This window comes from Afipia sp. GW821-FHT04G03, from assembly GCF_059419985.1.
Map to the genome: position 1 here is coordinate 887,809 of NZ_JBWKSV010000001.1, position 19,613 is coordinate 907,421.

A 19,613-nucleotide genomic window follows, 5' to 3' on the forward strand; every position below is an offset into this window, starting at 1 on the left:
TTCCGGTCCACCTGACAAACCAATCGCTGGCTGATCCTCAATGGAAAGACCTGATTGCCACCTCAGGATGGAAGCATTTTCATCATCGCCCCCAATACGCCTTGCGGATGGATCGCTCTCCAGCCAATACTTCATTGAAACACTGAAGAATCGCCGCGAGAGTACGGATCCCATCGCATGCCTTCCAAGAAATCGACCCAAGCCCGGGCCGCACTTCATCTCGAGCAATACGTTCCGGGACTTCTTACCTGGCTCTCGAACAAACTTGCTGCGAGCGCATCCCAAGTCTACCGGAGCCGCTTCGGCGTCGGCGTTGTTGAGTGGCGCATACTATCTTATCTCGCCGTATATGAAGGCGGGACGGGCGCGCAAATGAGCCAGCTCATGGGGATCGACAAGGCGGCCATCAGCAGGGGCGCCGCGTTTCTCCAAACCAAGAAGATGATCAAGAGCAAGCAGGGGTTTGGGCGAAATCTTGAATTCAGCCTCATGCCCAAGGGTCGCGAACTGCACGACCGCATCATTCAGCTGGCATTGGCGCGTGAGGACGCGCTTCTTGTCGGCCTGAGCAAGAAGGACAGCGACAAGCTTATCGGCTATCTTCATATTCTTCTCAAGAACCTGCCGGCTGTCGAAGCAATCAACGCCGACGAATATTGACGAATCCTTGAATCAACCCGCAGCATCTGCGCCATATCGCCGGCACTAGCTCGGAGTTGGCGTTGATGCATCGCCTGCGTCTCCAAAAGCAGCCCACCCTCCATCAACCGACAAGACAACCCCGGTGATGTAGCCCGCCGCCTCCGAGCTCAGAAAATGGATGGCCGCAGCAATCTCCTGCGGCGTCGCCAGGCGGCCCATCGGAATCCGCCGCTCAAGTCGCGGCACGTCGATAGATCCATCGCTCTCGAGTTTCTTGACCAGCGCCGTCGCCACATACCCCGGCGCGACGGCGTTGACGCGGATTCCGCTGGACGCCCATTCGCACGCCAGCGACTTGGTCATCATCGCGATTCCGGCCTTGGCAGCTCCGTAAGCGTTTCGACGGGGAAGCCCGGTGACACCGGCGATCGAGCTGATATTGACGATCGCGCCCGATTTTTGCGGCACCATCAGCGCATAAGCCTCTCGCGAGAACAGGAACGTACCGGCGAGATGAATGCTCAGGACTCTCTCGAAGCTATCGAGAGTCTGCTCTGTGGTCGGCAGATGCGGACTGCCAATGCCGGCATTGTTGACCAGAACGTCGAGACGGCCAAATCGCGCCTTGATGAGCTGACATGCATTGCGGACATCCTGCTCCTTCGATACGTCGCAACCGACCCCGAAATGATGCGCCCCGAGCTCCGCCGCGCGTTCACCGACACTCACCGCGTTAATGTCCACTAACGCAACGCGATAGCCTTGTTGCGCGAACAGCTGGGCTGTCGCCCAGCCAATTCCATCAGCGGCTCCCGTAATCGTTACGGTCGGATTTTGATCAGCCACTGCATTCCTCCTTATCATGGCGCCTCAGCATGCAACGCTGTCGGCAGGCTAGTTCTTTATGTTGCCGTGTCAACATGGTGCATTGCGCCTTGTGTGAGGGACCGCCGTATTTGCACATTGACCTGACTATTCGCTGCGCTATGTTGCTATATCAACATAGGAAGTGCGGATTTGCGAACTCAAGTTGCGATCATTGGAGCCGGTCCTGCCGGGCTGCTGCTAGGCCAGCTCCTTCATCACCACGGCGTGGACAATATCATCCTGGAGCGCAAGGACGCGGATTACGTTCTGGCGCGCATTCGCGCCGGCGTGCTGGAACAGGGAACCGTCGACACGCTGCGAACAATAGGCGTCGCCACTCGGCTGAACACCGAAGGCCTGCCGCATGACGGGATCGAACTCGCCTTCGACGGATCGCGTCATCGGATCGATCTCGCGGCGACAACCGGAAAGCGTGTCACCGTCTACGGCCAGACCGAAGTTACGCGCGACCTCATGGAAGCGCGGGAAAAGGCGGGGCGGACTACAGTATACGACGCAGGTGACGTCACGCCACATGGGTTCGACGGAGCAAAGCCTAGCGTCAGCTTTGTGAAGGACGGTATCACGCAGGTGATCGAATGCGATTTCATCGCCGGTTGCGACGGGTTTCACGGCGTCTGCCGTCAAAGCATCTCCAAACCGGCGCTTCGTGAATTCGAGCGTGTTTATCCGTTTGGCTGGCTTGGCATTCTTTCAGACACCAGACCCGTCTCCCATGAACTGATCTATGCCGGCCACGAGCGCGGATTCGCGCTGTGCTCGATGCGCTCGATGACGCGCAGCCGGTACTACATTCAATGTCCGATTGACGATCACATCGACCAGTGGCCGGACGACCGGTTCTGGGATGAGCTAAAGCGGCGGCTGGACGATGAAGCAGTGGCCAACCTCGTCACGGGACCTTCGATCGAGAAAAGCATCGCACCGCTGCGGTCCTACGTGGCCGAACCGATGCGCCTCGGCCGGATGTTCCTTGCGGGGGATGCGGCCCATATCGTCCCTCCGACGGGCGCGAAAGGCCTAAACCTCGCGGTCAGCGACGTTTATTACCTCTCCGAAGCACTTCGCGAATTCTATGATGAAAAATCGGACGCGGGGATCGACGCCTATTCCGCAAAGGCGCTGGCGCGCGTGTGGAAGGCCGAACGGTTCTCGTGGTGGATGACGTCTGTTCTGCATCGCTTTCCTAACACCGACAGCTTTTCCGTCCGCATCCAGCAGACCGAACTCGAGTATCTGATCAGTTCGAAGGCGGCGACCGCATCGCTCTCCGAGAATTACGTCGGATTGCCATTCTAGCAGCGCTGGCGAGAGGCCCTGCCGTCAGGGCCTCCGCCTAGCGGGATGCGTTCTTTACAGCGAAAGACCGCCATCGACGCTGAGTTCGGCGCCGGTCATGTAAGCACTGTCGTCCGAAAGCAGAAACAGAACGACCTTCGCGACATCTTCAGAGGTTCCCATCCGCTTCAGTGGGATCAAGGCCGCGCGGCGTTCGAGATCCTCGCGCACCCGGCTGCTCAGCATCGTGGTGTCGATGAGGCCGGGATGGACCGAGTTCACCCGGATGCCAAGCGGGGCAAATTCAAGCGCCGCCGACTTGGTCATGCCGCGCACCGCCCATTTGGTGCCGACATAGGCAATCGCATTAGGGATGCCCTGCAGGCCGGCGGTCGATGACACATTGACGATCGCGCCTCCGCCCGAACGTTGCATTAGCGGCGCAGCGTGCTTGAGACCAAGAACAACGCCGAGCTGGTTGACCCGGAAATGGGCGTCGAGCAACGCCGTGTCGGTTTCCGGAATGGATTTCGGGCGATAGATTCCAGCATTGTTGACAAGCCCGTGCAGGCCGCCGAGCGCCTCGCAATCGGCGATGACCGCCTGCCAGTTCGCCTCGTCGGCAACATCAAGCCGCCTATAGCTCGCGCGGACGCCAAGGCTTTCGGCAAGGGCCCTGCCCTGCTCGTCCAGAATATCCCCGATGACGACGCGCCCGCCTTCCTTGACGAGTCTGCGCGCCTCCTCCGCCCCCTGACCTCCCGCGGCTCCGGTCACCAGAATGATCTTGTTTGCGAAGCGATCCATCGGACACTTTCTGCAGCCTGTCACGGGCGGCGGCTCATCCGTCGAAACACCCCCCGCCGCATTGATAGGAACCTATCCATACGGCGGGGGCAGATGGGTCCAGCTCTCGATTACAGAGCTTCCATGTTACAGCCGATCTCGTCCTTGGACCCGAACAGCCGGCCGAGCTCCGCTGCATCCGCCGCAGCCTGAGGCTTAACCTTCAACGTGTCCCACTTGTCCGACGGATTGGCCTGCGCCGTTCCGACTACAGGACGCCGGATCATCTGATGATCCCAGTCACGGAATCCGACTTCCTGATTGCCGTCCTTGAAGCGGAGACCTTCGAGCGCTTCCACGAGCTTCACGGACTCGGCGGATTTCCCGCTTTCCATCGCCGACAGAAGGAAGCGCGTCATGAACCAGCCGAACCAAACGCGATCGGTCGGCGGCTTGTCATTGGCCTTCCGGTAGGCCTCGACGAACACCTTGTCTTCCTTGGAATTGTTCGGATCGTTGAAGTACCAGGTCTTTCCGTAAATGCCTGTGAGCGCCTCGCGCGGAACGCTCCACAGGTCCGTGTCGCTCACCGCCGGGCCGGCGACGCCGACCTGCCCGGTCATGCCGAATTCCTTGAATTGCTTCAGGATCGGTCCGACATTCGCAAGCCCGCTGATGAGCAGATCAGGCTTCGCCTGCCGCACTTTCAGGATGTACGAACTGAGATCCGTCGTTTCGACCGGCACGCGGTCGGTGCCGACAATCGTTCCGCCCGCGGCCTTGATGATGTCGCTGTAGGTCGAGAGCACGTCATCGCCGAACGTGAACGAGGCGATGAGGAAATACCACTTCTTGCCGACAGCGAGCAGTTCCGGCGCCATCGCGCGGGCATAGACCGGCACCGAAGCAGGCCCGCGGAAGGTGAAGCGGTTGCACTGTTTGCCGGTGATTTCCCGAGCCGCGGCGTTCAACGAAATGAACGGCACGCGGCTGCGCTTTGCCACCGCGCCCATGGCGAGCGAGTTCGCGCTCGAGGTGCCGCCGATCACCACCGACACCTTCTGCTCCTGAATGAGCTTGGTGATGTTCTGGGTTGCGCTTTGCGGATCGGACTCGTCGAGCCAGGTCAATTCGATGTTGCGGCCCAGCGCCTTGTTGCTCGCCTCCTTGAGAGCGATCTGGACGCCCTGCGCGAGGTCAGCGCCCTGCTGCGCGAACGCGCCCTGCTTGGCGAGCACCATGCCGATGCGGATCGGCTCGTCAGCTGCTGCGGTTCGCAGATAGGGCGCCGACAGCGACAACGCGCTGCCCGAAACGATCGCGGCTCCGGATGTCGTCAGAAAACGACGCCTGGAGAATCGCGAGAGGACCGGGAGCCCGGCGTCGCTGTTACCCTTGTCAGATTTTTTCATAGTCGCTTCCTTTCCCGTTTATTCCCGTCAAATCGATTTTGTACCAGACTGAGATGTCGTAACCTGCTGTCACTCGGCGTGAGCCAGTCCGAGGTACTTCGCCTGCACCGCCGTATCTCGCGACAGCGCGTCGGCCTCGCCCTGGTAGGCGACAGCGCCGTTGACCAAGATGTAGGCACGATCGGCGATCTGAAGGATCGCAGAGGCATCGTGTTCCACGATGATCAGGCTGGCGCGGGAACGCAGTTCGAGGATCGCTGTCATGATGTCGTCGACGACGGCGGGAGCGAGGCCTTCGAACGGCTCATCCAGCAGGATGATGCGGCTCGGCACCATCAGCGCCCGCGCGATCGCCACCATTTGGCGTTCGCCGCCGGACAGGTTCTGCGCCTTGGCGTTCTGCATCACTCGCAGCTTGGGGAACAGCGCATATGCCTCGTCAAGCGAGGCGCCGCCCGGCCGCATGGCCAGAAGCAGATTCTCGGCAACCGTCAGATTCGGAAACAACCGGCGCCCCTGAGGAACCAGCGTGATGCCTAGGCGGTTGATCTCGTGCGAGGGAACGCCGCGCAGCGTCTTGCCATCCAGGCTGATATCGCCGGACTCGATCTCGCAGGCCCCCATGATGGCGCGCAACGCAGTAGTCTTGCCGACACCGTTGCGCCCCAGCAATGCAACCACCTCGCCCTCGCGAAGCTCGATGCTGAGATCACTGAGGATGCGGCTGCCTTCGTATCCGCCTGTGAGATTCGCGACACGCAGAAGCTGCTTGCCCGGCACACGCGCCGAGCGCTCGACCGTCCGTTCCGAAGCCGCGTCGCCAGCACCGCGCGATTTGCCCAGATAGGCCGCAATCACGGCGGGATCGCGCGCGATCTGGTCCGGCTTTCCGTCAGCGATCAACTTGCCCTGGTGCAGCACCGTGATCCGGTCCGAAACACTCAACACCCGATCGATGTCATGCTCGACGAGGAACACGGCGTGGCTCTTTGAAAGCCGCACGATCAGATCCGTGATGACGCGGCGATCCTGCTCCGCGAGACCGGCCAACGGCTCGTCGAACAGCAGAACCTTGGAATTGCCTGCCAGCGTGACGGCGATTTCGAGCAATCGCTGTTCACCGTGAGCAAGGTTCTCGCACAGAATCTCCGCGCGATCCTGCAGGCCGACCGCAGACAGCAGGCTCCACGTCTTGCCGTTGATGTCGCTCACCCCATAGGCGTCGCGCCACACGTCGAAGCGTTTCGGGCTGGTGGCCTGCACCGCGATGCGGGCGTTCTCGAAAGCCGACAGATGCGGAAAGACCCGCACGATCTGGAACGACCGGCCGATGCCGATCCGTGCCCGTTTATGCACCGCCATCCGGGTGATGTCCTGCCCGGCGAAGAAAATCTGCCCGCCATTTGGTGGCAGGACGCCGGTCAGCATGTTGAAGAATGTCGTTTTGCCCGCGCCGTTGGGCCCGATGAGGCTATGCAAACCTCGCGACATGATCTGCAGGTCGATCTCATGGGCCGTCACCAGCGCGCCGAAGTTGCGCGACAGCTTGCGGACTTCAAGAATCGGCTCGACCGGCGCGGCATCGTCGCCGCCCGCATCATAGGGCACGATATGCTGCGGCCGCTGCGGAATCCCGTCCCTCACCAGCGTATAACGCTGGCGCGAGAAAATCCGCTGGGCCAGCCCGTGCAATCCCTGCGGCGAGAAAAGCGCGAGCACTATCACGATCGGCGCAAACAGCAGCCACCAGTTCTCGGTGATGGCGCTCAGATAGTCCTGCAGGACAATGAAGACGATTGCTCCCCACAGCGGACCGAGAAAATGATGAACGCCGCCGAGCACATTGGCCATCAGGGCATCGCCCGCATGCTGCCAGCTCAGATTATTGGCGTAGGCTCCCTGAACCAAAAAGGCCAGCAGTCCGCCGGCCAGGCCGATGACGGAGCCGGAGATCACGAACGAGCAGAGCTTAAGCCGATAGACGTCGTATCCGAGGCTGCGCGCCCGCTCCTCGTTCTCACGAATGGCCTGGAAGGTGCGGCCGAGCGGGGAATGCCCAAGACGCCACAGCGCAAACAGCATCGCGATGGTCAGCGCCAGGCAGAACAGATGAAAGCTCTTGGCGTCCGGAAACAACACACGCGACACGTTCTGAAGACCGTTTTCGCCACCGGTGACGTCAGTCCATTTGAACGCGATCTCGAACGCAATCTGGGAACAGGCCAGCGTCAGCAGCGAAAAGTACAATCCGCGCCGCAGCAGCACCAGCGCACCCAGCGAAAGACCGAGCAACGCGGAGAACGCGACACTGATCGCCAGCGCCCCGATCTCGTTGCCGACATAGCGCTGGATCGCGATGGCCGACGCGTAGGTCGCAAGGCCAAAGAAAACAGACGCACCGAACGGGACGAGACCGGTGTAACCGAGCATCACGTTCAGTCCGACGCCATACAGAACGTAGATCACGATCTCTGTGATGATCGACAGGTGAGAGCCCAGCACGAGCGCCTGCAGCGTCAGCGCGCCGAGAACGATCGCGGCCCATAGAACCGGGTGGCTCCAGAATTTTGATTTAATCATTCGAAGCGTTCCCATGCTTCCCCAAACAGTCCGCGCGGACGCAACAGCAGCACCACCGCCATCAGCACGTACATCGCCACGCCGGAGGCTTCAGGCAGGAACTGAACACAGAGCGCCGTCACAACGCCGACGAGCAGTCCCGCCACGATCGCGCCCTTATAGGAGCCGAGGCCCCCAATGGTGACGATCACGAACGCCGGCATGCTCGCGGCCGAGGTCATTGCGGGCGAGACAGTCCAGAGCGGTCCAGCAAGCGCGCCCGCAGCGCCAGCGAGAAAACATCCCAGCGCGAATGCGCCGGTCATGACTTTCGGAAAATTGATGCCCAGCAGCGCCAGCATTTCGGGATCGCGACTGCCCGCGCGCAGAATTCGGCCGTAAGGCGTGAAGGCGAAGAACGCCCACAGCAGCACGAGAAGGAAAGCCGTGATGACGAGAAGGCCGAGGCGGTACGTCGTCAGGAGGATAGGACCGAATTCGACGAGGCCGGTCAGGAACTGCGGCGGGCTCATCGGAAGACCGGCCGATCCCCAGAACGTGCGGATCAGCGCCTCGATCAGCAGCGCGAGCGCGAACGTCACGATCAGGCTCATCAGCGGCCCTTCGCGATACAGCCGTTTGATCAGGACCAGTTCGCACACCACGCCGACCAGCGCGACCGCGATGGGCGCGAAAATCACCGCCCACCAGCCTACATGTCCGATGATCGTCACCGCGAAATACGCACCGAGCGCGAAGAACGCGCCATGTGCGAAATTCACAATGCCGAGCAAGCCAAAAATAATCGAGAGGCCGACCGCGATGAGAATGTAGAGAAATCCCAGAACGAGACCGTTCGCAAGCTGAGACAGGATTGCATCCATCATGACCGCGACACTCTTGCGAAGCGGACAACATCCATCGCAACTGCATCGCGATCGGATGACGCCGAACATGCGCCTCTCCGGACAAGCGGAGCGCCAATCGTTCGCGCAGCAGTGCACGTCGCGCACGCTACTGCAATATTCCTGCCTTCCAAATGAACGTTATGATTCATTGCTGAATGTGCATCCTCAGTTAACCGCGCCTTCTCAGCCGCGGCGACCGCTTAAGCGGGCGTCATGCTCTGCATGGAACCCACTCATCCATGGCAACAATGACAGCTCACACATCGACGACGGCACCGACATAATTGCATGGAGATGCGCAAACACCGGTCCAAGCCGCCCGCAGCAGCAAATCTCTCGTCGATCCCTCACCCATTCTTCTACGTCCGGCTTCGACTGGCTGTCTTACCCAGGACAATGTCGCATGCATGTTGATAGCGCAACATTATTTATTCGACGCAAACCTCGCACTGCATCGCAGCAAGACATGATGTTGACAACACAACATTCGTCTGTATCGATATATTCTTGATCTTTCTTGGAGAACTGCCGTGCAAACCGACATTTGCCGACGACTGGGCGCCGAAATCCCAGTATTTGCCTTTTCGCATTGCCGCGACGTCGTGGTGGAAGTTACAAAAGCTGGCGGCTTCGGCGTCCTCGGCGCTGTTACGTTCTCGCCCGAACAACTCGAGCGAGAGCTGCAATGGATCGACAACCACGTCGAGGGGCGCCCTTATGGCGTCGACGTATTGATCCCTGTGCGTTATGACCACGCCGCGGAAGGCGCGACAGCCAGCGTCCAGGATCTCATCCCAGAAGCGCAAAAAACATTTGTCGACAATTTCATGACGCACGAAGGTGTGCCGGAGCTTTCGCCGACAGAAGCTCTGCGGGCTTCGCAAGAACTCTCTGCCCGTGAACGCAACACGACTCCAGCCGGCGCCCGCAAGCTGATTGATGTCGCATTGAAGCACCCACAAGTCCGGCTCATCGTCAGCGCTTTGGGACCGCCGCCGAAGGACCTTGTGGGAGAATTTCACGCCCGCGGATTGCTGGTCGGTTCGCTGTGCGGCAAGCCTGAACATGCCATCCACCACAAGGAAGCCGGAGTCGATATAGTCATCGCTCAAGGGACCGAAGCAGGCGGCCATACGGGCACGATCTCCACGATGGTGCTGGTACCGCAGGTGGTCGATATTTGCGGTCCCGAGGTGGCGGTATTGGCAGCCGGCGGCATCAGCCGAGGGCGGCAGATTGCGGCCGCCCTTGCGCTCGGCGCGCAAGGCGTGTGGTGCGGCACGATCTGGCTCGGCACTCGCGAAAGCGAACTCACTCCGCTGGAGAAAGGCGTGCTGTTCCAGGCAAAGACCGAGGATGCCGTGCAACGTAAATGGATGACGGGGAAAACCGTCCGGATGATCAAAAGCAAGCTGTCAGAAGCTTGGGAACAGCCCGGCGCGCCCCGACACCTAATGCCTCCGCTCCAGAACACTCTCTACTACCTGGCCAAAGCGCGTATTGAGCGTGCCAAACGCGGCGACCTCCTCTCAATCCCTGCGGGGCAGGTCGTCGGCACGATGACTGAGGAGACTTCGGTTCGCAGCGTCATCGGAGATTTCCTGAATGACTACGTTGAAGCGACCGAACGCATGAAGCAGTATTTCCCGGAGGCTTAATGCCTCCGGTTGGTTCACCATGAGGCCGGCTCACGCCAATCTAAAACCCTCGTAGTCTTTCTTCGCGACATTATCGATAACCTGCTTGTAGACAGCTGCGCCGCCGAGATATGGCATGAAAACGCGCGGCTTTCCCGGAATGTTCGCTCCAACATACCACGAGTTGTTGTTCGGCATCATGGTGCGGTTCGCCACTTCATTGACGTGAGAAACCCACTTCTCTTCAGCTTCAGCAGTTGCTTCAATTGCCGAGAAGCCGCGCTTTTTCAGATGCGCAAGGCAGTCCGCGATCCAATCCACATGCTGCTCGATCGATGTCACCATGTTGGTGAAGACGGACGGACTTCCCGGCCCCGTAATCATGAAGAGGTTCGGAAATCCGGAGATCGCCATTCCGATATATGTCTTCGGGCCTTCGGCCCATCGGTCGCGTAGCTTGAGATCAGAGCGGCCGGTGATATCGATGCGGAGCAGCGCCCCCGTCATGGCATCGAAGCCGATCGCCATGATGATGACATCGAGGTCGAATGTTGCCGTCGCGGTTTTGAGGCCCGTCGGCGTAATCGCCTCCAGCGGACCGTCCTTGACGTCCACCAGCGTGACATTGCTGCGATTGAACGTCTGGAAGTAAGCCGTATCGACGCAAATGCGCTTTCCGCCAATGCCGTAATCGCTCGGCATCAAACGCTTGGCGACTGCCGGATCATCGACCACCTTGGCGATCTGGCGGCGCACGAAATCGGACGCGTGCGCATTGACCTCTTTGTCGCTGGTCATATCAGGGTAGGCGTACATGAAGCTGATGCCGCCGATCGACGTCCAACGCCGCTCGAATTCCTTCTCACGCTCCTCATAGCTCACCGAACTGCCGAGCACTGTTCCGGCATGGTTGAGCGTATTGTTGCGCGTTTCCCGCGCAGCCACGCGACGATCGCGATAGTTTTTCTTCCAGCCAAGCTCGTAGTCCTGATCCATCGGACGGTTGAGTGCGGGGATCGAATAGTTCGGCGTGCGCTGGAATACGTAGAGGTGCTCCGCCTGCTCGGCGATGTGCGGCGCCGCCTGGATTCCGGATGAGCCGGTACCGATCAATCCGACGCGCTTGCCCGTGAGATCGACACCGTCATGCGGCCAGTCCGACGTGCGATAGACCTCCCCCTTGAAACTATCCATGCCAGGGAATGTGGGAATGATCGGAATGGACAGGCAACCTGTCGCCATGACGCAAAACGGCGCCACGAAGGTATCGCCCGTCTCCGTGCGCACCTCCCACATCTTCGTCTGCTCGTCGAAGGTCGCGGCGACGACCCGCGTGTTGAGCTGAATGTCCTTGTTCAGGTCCAGCTTGTCAGCGACGAATTTGATATAGCTGAGAATTTCCGGTTGCGGCGCGTAAAGCTGCGACCAGCTCCACTCCTGCTGTATCTCATCGGAAAACGAAAACGAATACTGCATGCTCTCGACGTCGCAGCGCGCCCCCGGATAGCGGTTCCAGTACCACGTGCCGCCGATCGAATCCGCAGCCTCGAGCACCCGGACGGAGTATCCATCGCCGCGCAGCCGCTGCAGCGCGTACACGCCCGCAAAACCCGCTCCCACGACGATAACATCCAAGCTGGTTGAGACCTTCTTTTTATCGCTCATCGAGCCCTCTCGCACACGTTTGGCAATCCTGACACGGGTGTCCCCACTGAACACACGCCGCAGAGGGGTCTATACATCTCTCATGTTGAGATCACAACATAGAACTTGGTGTGATTTGAATGCATTGCACAAGCGTCGAACCTGTGTTGACATAACAACAAATAGCAATGAAATTGCGGTAGCCGTCAGCCTGGTCTCTAAGACGCTTAAGGATATCGAGATGACCATCAGGGACATCGCAGCCGTCTCAGGCATCGGAGAGACGGCTTATACACGCGGCGGCGTTCCCACTCCGACAGCACTCGACCTGCAGATGGAGGCCGCGCTGAAAGCTGTAGCGGATGCCGGAATTGAGCCCCGGGACATCGACGGGATTGTTATTCCAATGGGTATCAGCCCGGTCGTTGCGGAAGATTTCATCACCAATTTCGCACTGCCGGATCTAAAGTTTTCAGCCGTTACCCCTCTTGGGGGCGCGAGCTGCGTCGCGGCTCTTCAGACCGCCGCCATGGCGATCGCTTCGGGGGTGTGTCGGCATGTCCTGCTCCCCGTCGGTCGAACCGGCTTCTCCGGCGCCCGGATCGGAACCCGGCTTCATGCCATGCCTCAGTTCCGAACGGTGGGCGAGTTCGAGCTGCCTCAAGGCGCCGTCGCTCCCGCCACGCTCTACGCGCCAATGGCGCGGCGACATATGGAGTTATTTGGAACCACCAGCCAACAGTTCGGCGAAATTGCAGTGACCATGCGCAAGCACGCAATGTTGAATGACAATGCCATCATGCGCACGCCGATCTCGCTGGACGACCATCAATCGTGCCGGATGATTTCCGATCCGTTCCGGCTTTTGGATTGTAGCCTTGAAAGCGACGGAGGAGCCGCGATCATCGTCAGCGCGGCTGACGAAGCTCGGGACATGCCGCAGCCGCTTGTCGTCATCATGGGCGTCGCGGAAGCTCATCCGGATAGCCCCAGCACAATCACTCAGCGCCCTGATATGCTTCGCCTCGGAGTTGCCAAAGCGGCCCCGCGAGTTTTTTCGATGTGCGGGCTGACCCCAGCGGACATCGACGTCGCGCAAATCTACGATTGCTTCACCTACATCGTGCTGTGCCAGCTTGAAGATCTCGGCTTCTGCAAGAAAGGCGAAGGCGGCGCGTTCGTTGAAAACGGCAACATCGGTCTGAACGGCAAGCTTCCGGTCAACACTCACGGGGGACTGCTGTCGCAGGCACATCTCGCCGGCATGAACCATGTCGTCGAACTCGTAAAGCAACTGCGCGGGCAGGCGGGAAAGGCGCAGGTCAGGAATCCGGAGATCGGGTTGGTGACCGGGTATGGCGATCTTGGCGACGGCGCCGTCGCCATCATGAGGCGGGGATGACATGAGCGAACCTTCTTCGCGTCCCCTGCCCGATATCACGCCGCACAGCCAACCCCATTGGGAAGGCTTGACGCACGAGAGATTTCTCATTCAGCAATGCGGACAATGCGGAACGTTGCGCCACTATCCGCGTCCCGTCTGCAGCGCATGCTACGCGATGGACGTCTCCTGGCTGCAAGCTTCTGGCAAAGCGCACATCCATAGCTGGACAGTTGCCCATCACGCCTATCACCCGGCTTTCAAAGCCGAAGCGCCCTATGCTCTCGTTACAGCGGAGTTACCCGAGGGCGTCCGTATGCTGGCGCGGCTGCACAATCCCGGAAATGTCACCTTGCGGATCGGCTTGCCGCTTCGCATCGGATATGAGCGAGTAAGTGATGGCGTCGTGCTTCCCATCCTGATTCCGGAATAACGATACGCACACGCATTCACCTCAGTTCCGAGCGCATAATCGTTTCACGAAATTTTCCCGGCGACACACCGGCGCCACGTGCGAAAAACCGATTGAAATATGCGGGATCGGAGAATCCGAGAGATACGCCTATCTCCCCAACATTCATCCCGGAGTACAGCAGGCTCCGCTTGGCTTCGATCAGAATCCGGTCGTTGATCAGGGACAGCGACGATCGGCCGGTGATCATGCGGCAGGAGGCATTGAGACGGGCGGTTGTAACGCCAAGCTTTTGCGCAAAATTTTCGAGCGACAGATGATCGCGGTAGTGCATCTCGATGAGTTCGCGAAAATGGAAGACGAGATCGGAATCGCGAACGCTGGAAACGGAACCGCCGCGATCCTTTCCAACGAGGCGGTCGATGGTGACGGCGATCAATTGCAAATAGGCCTTGATGGCGGTGCGGCGCCCCGGCGCGGCCCAGACAAATTCCCGCTCCAGAGAAGCGAATACATCGACAAGATTGATGCTCGTTGCAAGCCGATCCTCGGAGAAATGGCGTGGCTTTAGAAATCCGTCGAGCAGCTTCGCATCCTCCTCCAGCGCGGACCGTAGAAACGACGACGCCACCGTGATCACGAACCCATTGGTATCGCGCTGAAACTGAAAGGCATGCACGGTGAGCGCGGGGACCACGATCAGCGCCGTCGGCGCCAATTGCCAGCTTTCGCCCTCGATCAGGAGCGTTCCGCCGCCCCGATCAAGGACAAGGATTTGATGATGATCGGGGTGAGAATGAGGCCGAATCGTCCAATCGTGACGGCTGCTTCGGACCGGAATGGCCTCGATATGGAGAAACGCGGGTTCGAGCTCCGAAGCCGTTTCTTCATAGAGAAAATAGCGAGGAATCATCGCCCATGCACCATTCAGACAGTGTCGTTCTGACGCATGGAAGAGTAAGCGCAGTTACGAAAAGTGCAATAGAAATCCGAATTCGTCCATTGGCGCTGTTTCACCTCCGGCCTAAGAATTTTCCGGCACGCAGATGCTCCCGCGATGAGATCACACTCACGCGACCGACATGCTGAAAACGGGAGGAACACCAATGCACAATGCACAGCGAGATCGCGCATGCGATGTTCTGATCATCGGCTCGGGTGCCGGCGGGCTGTCCACCGCGATCACCGCGAAAAAAAACGGACTCGACGTCATCATCATCGAGAAGGAGGAATTCTTCGGCGGGACGACAGCGTTTTCCGGTGGAGTTCTCTGGATTCCCGGCAATCCTCACGCCCGCAAGGCGGGCGTCAACGATACGCGTGAAGCCGCAATCCAATACATGCGGAACGAAACCGGGAACTTCTACAGCGAGAAAGCAATCGACGCTTTCCTCGACCAGGGCCCGCGCATGCTCGAATACTTCGAGCGCGAGACCGAGGCCAAATTCGTGTTGTCCGGCTATCCGGACTACCACCCGGATGTACCCGGCGGCGCCGCGATTGGCCGTTCGGTCACGGCCGCCGCATTCGACGCGCGCGCGCTAGGCGATGAGATCAAGCGACTACGTCCGCCGCTGACCACGATCACCTTCATCGGAATGATGTTCAACTCGTCAAACGAAGACCTCAAGCACTTCTTCCGCGCAACCCGCTCGCTTAAATCCGCAGTATACGTCGCCAAGCGTCTTGTGAATCACCTGAAGGATCTCGCGCTCTATCGCCGCGGCGTTCAGATCACGAGCGGTAACGCGCTGGTGGCGCGACTGGCCAAGACCGTTTTCGATCTAAAGATTCCCCTTCTCACGAAGACGCCCGCGCGGCGCCTGCTGAGCGAGAATGGTGCAATCCGTGGCGCGATTGTGCAAGACGGCGATGGCGAGTACCGCATCTCCGCGCGCCGCGCTGTGGTGCTGGCGTGCGGCGGCTTTCCTCACGACAAGGAACGCATCGCGCGCGCTTACCCGCATGTGGCTCGTGGCGGCCAACATCTGTCACCGACGCCTGACGGCAACACCGGCGATGGCGTGAAAATGGCGGAGAGCGTCGGCGGCACGTGCGAGATCCGCTTTCCCAATGCCGCGGCCTGGATGCCTGTCTCCAAGGTGCCGATGGGTGACGGCAAGTTCGGCTTGTTTCCCCATCTCGTCGATCGCTACAAGCCGGGCATCATCGCGGTCAATCGTCACGGCAAGCGCTTCACCAACGAAGCGAATTCCTATCACGACACCGGCGCCGCGATGATCGCCGACAGCGAGGCGGAATCGGAAACCGCCGCGTGGCTGATCTGCGACCATGCCACGATCCGGAAATACGGTCTTGGACACGCCAAGCCCGCGCCGGTTCCGACCAGCATTTATGTGCGCAATGGCTACCTTCAGTCGGCGCCGACCCTGCGCGATCTAGCCAAGGCCGCAGGGCTTGATGCCGAGGCTCTCGAACAGACCGTGCGCGAGTACAACACGGGGGCCGTCGTCGGCGAGGACCCCGCATTCGGCCGCGGAACGACTGCCTTCAACCGCTTCCTCGGTGATCCGGCACACAAGCCCAATCCGAATGTGGGACCGATCGGTAAGGCACCCTACTACGCCCTCAAGCTTTTCATGGGCGATCTCGGCACCTTCGACGGGCTGACGACCGACACCGTGGGCCGCGTTCTCGGCGAGAACGCCACGCCAATCCCCGGCCTCTACGCGGTCGGAAACGATCGCGCGAGCATCATGGGCGGCAACTATCCGGGAGCCGGCATCACGCTCGGTCCGATCATGACATTTGGCTACATCACGGGCCGGCATCTGGCCGGAATCGACGAATAGACGCCGTTCACGCGACACGGCAAACCGCCGCCTTCGAAAGCCACGACAAAAAACTCAAGACAAACACAAAAGGGAAAAACAAAATGAAGATCGATCGCCGCACGTTCATTGCGACGGGATTGGCCGCTGCCACCACGATGAGACCGAAAGCCGCCCGTGCGCAGGCCGGCAAGACGATCCGCATCGGCGTCATCACCGACATGTCGGGCGTCTATCGCGATGTCTCCGGTCCGACCACCGTCGCCTGCGCCCAGCAGGCCGTCAACGAGTTCATGGCCCAGAATCCCGACATCAAGGTCGAGGTGCTGGTCGCGGATCACCAGAACAAGGCCGACATCGGTCTCGGCATCATCCGCAAGTGGTTCGATCAAGACGGCGTCGACTTGATCGAGAACGTCGGAAACAGTTCAATCGCGCTCGGCGCGCGCTACCTCATCGAGGAAAAGAAAAAGGTCGCGCTGATCACGACCGCTGGAAGCTCGGACCTCACCGGCAAGAGCTGCAGCCCCAATCTCGTTCACTGGGCCTGGGATTCCTGGTGTCTGGCCCATTCCACCGCAACATCGCTGGTCCGGACGGGCGGCACGAAATGGTTTTTCGTCACCGCGGATTACGCGTTTGGCCACGCTGCGGAAGCCGACGCCTCCAAGTTCGTCAAAGCGGCAGGCGGAACGGTTCTCGGATCGGTTCGATATCCGTTCGGATCAACCACTGACTATTCGTCCTTCCTCCTGCAGGCGCAGGCCAGCGGCGCGAACGTCATCGCATTCGCCAATTCCGGCAGCGAGTTGATCAGTTGCCTCAAGCAGGCGCAGGAATTCGGCCTCGACCGAAGCGGTGCCCGCATGGCCGCGATGGTCGGATACATCACCGACGTGAACGCCATGGGATTACCGATCGCCAAGGGACTGTCGCTGACGGAGACCTTCTATTGGGACCTGAACGACCGGACCCGGTCCTTCATGTCGCGTGTCAAGCCACGCCTCGGCAACGGCGTTTTCCCGAACATGAGCCAGGCGGGCGACTATTCCTGCGTCACGCACTACCTCAAGGCGGTCAAGGAGCTCGGCGTCGAGCGGGCGAAAGCCTCGGGCCGCGATGTCGTCGACCTCATGAAGAAGATGCCCACCGACGACGATTGCTTCGGTGCCGGGAGAATCCGCGAAGACGGCCGCAAGATTCATCCTGCCTATCTGTTCGAGGTCAAGAAACCTGAAGAGAGCAAACACGCGGGCGACATCTACAAGCTGGTCTCCACCCTGCCGTCCGAAGAAGCTTTCCGGCCGATCGCGGAAGGCAGCTGCCCGTTTATCAAGACCTGAGCCACCACAAATTCCACAACGAACCACGGTGATATCGCATGCCCTATGATGCTCCGATCGTCGACCTGCGGGTTTACACAATCCGCCTGAGGAAGATGGCTGAGTTCATCGATGTATTCGATCGCCTCGCGATGCCGGTCCAGCTCAAATATCTGGGCCGGCCGCTGGCCATGTATACGAGCGCCGTCGGCCAACTTAACCAGATCGTCCACCTCTGGGGCTTCGACGACATGGGCGAATTCGAGCAGCGGCATGCCGCGCGCGACAAGGACCCCGCCTGGCCGGCCTATCTTCAAGCGTCCGAGCATCTCATCACGGCGCAGGAGAACAGACTGATCCGGCGGATTGAGTTGCCGTCGCTCAAGACCGCGTAGCCAAACCAACGGCGACTCATTCGCCGCGATCATCAGCATCGCGGTGACACATGCAGGACGAGGATAAAATGAGCTGGATTGATCTCGCCGGTAAGGTCGCCGTCGTAACGGGTGCGGGCGCAGGCATCGGGCGCGGCATCGCTCTTGGTCTCGCCAAGGCCGGGGCGGTGGTGACATTGCTCGATCGCGATGAATTCTCCTCGCATGCGCTCGATGACATCCGGTCGATCGGAGGGAGCGGAACATTCATTCATTGCGACGTCACCAGCGACGACAGCGTGAACGAAGCTGCAACGCAGGCCCACAAGGAGTTCGGTCCAGCCGCGATCCTCGTCAACAACGCCGGCACCATGCGCGCGGGACATCTCGACACCATGTCGCTCGACGACTGGCAGACGATCCTGTCCTTGAATCTGACCGGTTATTTTCGCTGCGCGCGCGTGTTCGGAGCGCAGATGCTGAATCAGGGACGCGGCGCCATTGTCCATGTCGCGTCCATCGCCGCGCATGCGCCTCAGAGCTTCAGCGGCGCTTACAGCACCAGCAAGGCTGCGGTGACCATGCTGTCCGAACAACTCGCCACGGAATGGGGCCCGCGCGGCGTGCGCAGCAACGTCGTCAGCCCCGGCCTCATCCGCACCCCGATGACGCAGAGCCTTTACGACACGCCCGGCGTCACGGAAGCGCGGCGCGCCCTCGTCCCACGACGCCGTATCGGAGAACCTGAAGACATCGCCAACGCGGTCGTGTTCCTGGCCAGCGACCGTGCGGACTACATCACGGGCGCCGATATCATCGTCGATGGCGGCTTTACGCGCGGCATCATGGGGACCATTCCGCGGCCCGGTTTCGAAAGCCCCCGATAACCTGCCTGGTTCTCGCCTTCGGAAGAAGGAGGCGGTTGATCATGCGGTGGGCCGTACAGGCTTATCGTGACAATGCACCTGCCCGCTTCAATTTCCAGTACCTCTACTGAAATTAGCAATGTCCAAAGTCGATGATTTTATGTCTGAACTTCATGCACACCAAACAAGCCGACGCAGAATAAGACATTCCATAACGCGTCACTCAGAGACCGGTGGACGTTAAAGAAGCCCGCAATTTGCTGGCTTTTCTTCCATATGGGAAGGATATTCTATGAAAGCCGGACTGGTTGGCTGGCGACACAGTGCTGATCGCGCCCGTCTCCGCGTGAATTCCCTGCTAACAGGGAAAAGAACAGGGTATTTTATAGATTCGGGGCACTTTTCTGCGAAGCAAGTATGAGATACGCCCATTTGGCAGGTCTTTCTCGCAGAATTCCCTACGCAAAGAACAGGGATCGAACAGGCCCGGAACAGCGAATTTTCAGAGCCGATCAGGGATTTCGAAAACGAAAATAGACCCGATCGAGCCGCACCGCGCTCGTCATTGCCGACATCTCAAAAGAGCTTGACGACAGTTCGCAATTAAAGAGCCGAATAACAATTCCTCGAGCGTGAGCATCTTGATCATTTCACCCCGACCGTTCAGTTGGCGTCACTGACGATTTGCGATACGCACTCGACGACTATATGA

General features: G+C 59.7%; 16 protein-coding genes. 9 read left to right on the forward strand and 7 right to left on the reverse strand.

All coding sequences use genetic code 11. The features are described from left to right. The first annotated feature begins 177 nt into the window (after positions 1–177). Positions 178–660, forward strand: a complete 483-nt coding sequence (locus tag AC07UB_RS04365) for a MarR family winged helix-turn-helix transcriptional regulator (RefSeq protein WP_492792824.1) — start codon at positions 178–180, stop codon at positions 658–660. 45 nt (positions 661–705) lie between these two features. Here the strand turns inward: AC07UB_RS04365 and AC07UB_RS04370 are convergent, their stop codons facing one another. Beyond that, on the reverse strand, positions 706–1,488 hold the full coding sequence (locus tag AC07UB_RS04370) for an SDR family oxidoreductase (protein WP_492792825.1): 783 nt from the start codon (positions 1,486–1,488) through the stop codon (positions 706–708). A gap of 171 nt (positions 1,489–1,659) precedes the next feature. Between AC07UB_RS04370 and pobA the strand changes: the two genes are divergently transcribed. Continuing rightward, a complete protein-coding gene (pobA, locus tag AC07UB_RS04375; RefSeq protein WP_494652054.1) occupies positions 1,660–2,829 on the forward strand; it encodes a 4-hydroxybenzoate 3-monooxygenase in 1,170 nt (389 codons plus the stop codon). Between the two features lie 54 nt (positions 2,830–2,883). Here pobA and AC07UB_RS04380 read toward each other — a convergent pair whose 3' ends face one another. From AC07UB_RS04380 to AC07UB_RS04395, 4 genes are all read right to left on the reverse strand, one after another. Beyond that, complete coding sequence (locus AC07UB_RS04380; RefSeq protein ID WP_492792827.1) at positions 2,884–3,615, reverse strand: SDR family NAD(P)-dependent oxidoreductase; 732 nt, start codon at positions 3,613–3,615, stop codon at positions 2,884–2,886. Between the two features lie 110 nt (positions 3,616–3,725). Next, positions 3,726–5,006, reverse strand: coding sequence for an ABC transporter substrate-binding protein (locus AC07UB_RS04385; RefSeq protein WP_492792828.1), 1,281 nt, complete (start codon positions 5,004–5,006; stop codon positions 3,726–3,728). 69 nt (positions 5,007–5,075) lie between these two features. Further along, entirely contained in the window at positions 5,076–7,586 is a 2,511-nt protein-coding gene (locus AC07UB_RS04390; protein ID WP_492792829.1) for a branched-chain amino acid ABC transporter ATP-binding protein/permease, read from the reverse strand. Next, positions 7,583–8,452 (reverse strand): branched-chain amino acid ABC transporter permease, encoded by an 870-nt coding sequence (locus AC07UB_RS04395; protein ID WP_492792830.1) that lies wholly within the window; start codon positions 8,450–8,452, stop codon positions 7,583–7,585. Before AC07UB_RS04395 ends, AC07UB_RS04390 begins: the two co-directional genes overlap by 4 nt. Positions 8,453–9,003: 551 nt before the next feature. On the opposite strand from AC07UB_RS04395, the gene AC07UB_RS04400 reads away from it, so the two are divergent. After that, positions 9,004–10,131 carry a nitronate monooxygenase gene (locus AC07UB_RS04400; RefSeq protein WP_492792831.1) on the forward strand — a complete coding sequence of 376 codons (1,128 nt, stop codon included), beginning with the start codon at positions 9,004–9,006 and terminating at the stop codon, positions 10,129–10,131. 30 nt (positions 10,132–10,161) lie between these two features. On the opposite strand, the gene AC07UB_RS04405 is transcribed toward AC07UB_RS04400, so the two are convergent. Continuing rightward, complete coding sequence (locus AC07UB_RS04405; RefSeq protein ID WP_494652052.1) at positions 10,162–11,775, reverse strand: flavin-containing monooxygenase; 1,614 nt, start codon at positions 11,773–11,775, stop codon at positions 10,162–10,164. 115 nt (positions 11,776–11,890) lie between these two features. Here AC07UB_RS04405 and AC07UB_RS04410 point away from each other — a divergent pair, with 115 nt between their 5' ends. Beyond that, the gene (locus AC07UB_RS04410; protein ID WP_492792833.1) at positions 11,891–13,156 is read left to right on the forward strand and encodes a thiolase family protein; all 1,266 of its coding nucleotides are present in this window, start codon (positions 11,891–11,893) and stop codon (positions 13,154–13,156) included. 1 nt (position 13,157) lies between these two features. Next, positions 13,158–13,568, forward strand: a complete 411-nt coding sequence (locus AC07UB_RS04415; RefSeq protein ID WP_492792834.1) for a Zn-ribbon domain-containing OB-fold protein — start codon at positions 13,158–13,160, stop codon at positions 13,566–13,568. A 16-nt stretch (positions 13,569–13,584) separates the two neighbouring features. Here AC07UB_RS04415 and AC07UB_RS04420 read toward each other — a convergent pair whose 3' ends face one another. Next, on the reverse strand, positions 13,585–14,460 hold the full coding sequence (locus tag AC07UB_RS04420; RefSeq protein ID WP_492792835.1) for a helix-turn-helix domain-containing protein: 876 nt from the start codon (positions 14,458–14,460) through the stop codon (positions 13,585–13,587). 193 nt (positions 14,461–14,653) lie between these two features. Here AC07UB_RS04420 and AC07UB_RS04425 point away from each other — a divergent pair, with 193 nt between their 5' ends. The 4 genes from AC07UB_RS04425 (at position 14,654) to AC07UB_RS04440 (ending at position 18,922) form a co-directional block, all read left to right on the forward strand. After that, positions 14,654–16,360 carry an FAD-dependent oxidoreductase gene (locus AC07UB_RS04425; protein ID WP_492792836.1) on the forward strand — a complete coding sequence of 569 codons (1,707 nt, stop codon included), beginning with the start codon at positions 14,654–14,656 and terminating at the stop codon, positions 16,358–16,360. Between the two features lie 83 nt (positions 16,361–16,443). Next, the gene (locus AC07UB_RS04430) at positions 16,444–17,682 is read left to right on the forward strand and encodes an ABC transporter substrate-binding protein (protein WP_492792837.1); all 1,239 of its coding nucleotides are present in this window, start codon (positions 16,444–16,446) and stop codon (positions 17,680–17,682) included. Between the two features lie 38 nt (positions 17,683–17,720). After that, a complete protein-coding gene (locus tag AC07UB_RS04435) occupies positions 17,721–18,056 on the forward strand; it encodes an NIPSNAP family protein (protein ID WP_492792838.1) in 336 nt (111 codons plus the stop codon). 68 nt (positions 18,057–18,124) lie between these two features. Beyond that, positions 18,125–18,922 carry an SDR family NAD(P)-dependent oxidoreductase gene (locus AC07UB_RS04440; protein ID WP_492792839.1) on the forward strand — a complete coding sequence of 266 codons (798 nt, stop codon included), beginning with the start codon at positions 18,125–18,127 and terminating at the stop codon, positions 18,920–18,922. The last annotated feature ends 691 nt before the right edge of the window (positions 18,923–19,613 follow it).